The 1,466-nt window shown below is 66.6% G+C and carries 4 protein-coding genes; all 4 read right to left on the bottom strand.

The window, feature by feature from the left end:
- A partial coding sequence (locus AC08OV_RS22525) for a Uma2 family endonuclease (RefSeq protein ID WP_476615343.1) occupies nucleotides 1–358 on the bottom strand: 358 nt, incomplete at its 3' end.
- Between the two features lie 151 nt (nucleotides 359–509).
- Complete coding sequence (locus AC08OV_RS22520; protein WP_476607448.1) at nucleotides 510–938, bottom strand: PIN domain-containing protein; 429 nt, start codon at nucleotides 936–938, stop codon at nucleotides 510–512.
- The gene (locus AC08OV_RS22515; protein WP_476607447.1) at nucleotides 935–1,174 is read right to left on the bottom strand and encodes a type II toxin-antitoxin system Phd/YefM family antitoxin; all 240 of its coding nucleotides are present in this window, start codon (nucleotides 1,172–1,174) and stop codon (nucleotides 935–937) included. The genes AC08OV_RS22520 and AC08OV_RS22515 overlap by 4 nt, the downstream gene beginning before the upstream one ends.
- A 104-nt stretch (nucleotides 1,175–1,278) precedes the next feature.
- Nucleotides 1,279–1,466, bottom strand: a 188-nt coding sequence (locus tag AC08OV_RS22510) for a DDE-type integrase/transposase/recombinase (RefSeq protein ID WP_476620271.1), incomplete at its 5' end; no start/stop codon positions are given.

The raw sequence follows: 1,466 nt of genomic DNA, 5'->3' as shown, positions 1-1,466 counted from the left end.
TCCGGTCGGTCGTCTCGGAGCCCGGCGAGACCACCTCGACGACGAGCAGAAGATGCTCGGGACGGGCCGGCATGATGTCGATCGTGTCGGTGCGGTACACGGCCACGTCCGGACGCCGATTCGTCAACGGCATGTCCTGAAGCCGAACATCGAAGTCGAAGTCCGCGTTCCAGCCCGGCCCGGCAGCAGCCTCCAACGCGACCGTGAGGATCTTGACTAGCCGGTTGTGACGCTTGGACGCGCTGGGGCTCACAACGACCATCCCGTCCACGATCTCGATGCCCGCGCACTGCTCCTCGGACCAGGAGTCGTATTCCTCCGCCGTGATCTGTTGGTGCATCCAGGCGGGAGGGATCATCCCCGCAGTGATGGCACACCTCCTTCAGATGATCCAACAGACCTGATCCCCGCCGAACCAGCGTAGCGCCGTACCCTCTGCGTCTCGGCCTCCCGCGGCAGCCCACCCGCACCCGCGAGGGTGACTGGGACTGACCCGGGCGTCCGGGCCGTCACCGCCTCGGGGAGATCCACGGGTTGACGAGCGGGGTGCCCATGGGGGCGAAGTCGGATTCGTTGCGGGTGACGAGCGTGAGGCTGTGGACATGGGCTGTGGCGGCGATGAGGGCGTCGTGGGCTGGGCGCCGATCGGGCACGTGGAGTCGTGCTGCCGAGTCGGCAACGGCCCGGTCGACGTCGAGCAGCCGGCCCCTGTAGACCGGGAGCACGTTCTGATCGAGCCACGAGTCCAGGACGGCCGCCTGCCGGGCGTCCTGCCGCCGCTTGTTTTCAATACCGGCGCGCAGTTCCAGCAGGGTGATGACCGAGAGGAAGGTGTCCGACGGTGACAGGGCCTCGGCCCAGGCGTTGAATCGATCATCCCTTCGCTTGGCGGGTTTGCGGAGCTCCGAGATGACGTTGGTGTCGAGCAGGAAGCTCACAGGTCGACCTCGCGTATCGAGTCTCGCGGCCGGACGGGCTCGAAGTCGATCTCCTCGTCCAGGACGAACGCGTCGCTCAAGCTGCCTGCGCTGCCAGTGAGCCGCTGGTAGTCAGCGAACGATAGCAGGACGTGCGACGGCCGACCGTGGTCAGTGATGATCACCGGTCCGCTGGTGGCGGCTCGCTTGACCGCGCTCACGTCGCGGTTGAACTCTCGTGACGAGACCATGGTCATTGCGACCACCTCCCCAGTAGGTACGTACCTACGTTACTTGCCTCAGGGGGCACTGTTGCATTGTGGGGAAGCTGGGCATGCCAGCGGGCCGGGCCGGCTGGCGGTCAGATGGCTGCGGCGAGCTCGGTGAACGTGGCGGTCAGCCGCAGGTGCGGGTGGGTATCGGTTCCGAGTTCGTAGTGGCCGCGGCGGATGTTCTGGACCAAGGCGTGCCCGGCACTGATCCTTTGGACGGAGCGTAGGCGTTTCAGTCCGCGCATGGGCCGGAGTCGTGCTTTCAGGCGGCCGGGGG

This window comes from Frankia sp. CeTa3Moorea, assembly GCF_978021225.1.
The sequence above is the reverse complement of the archived record's forward strand: the minus strand, read 5'-3'. Positions and strand labels throughout refer to the sequence as shown.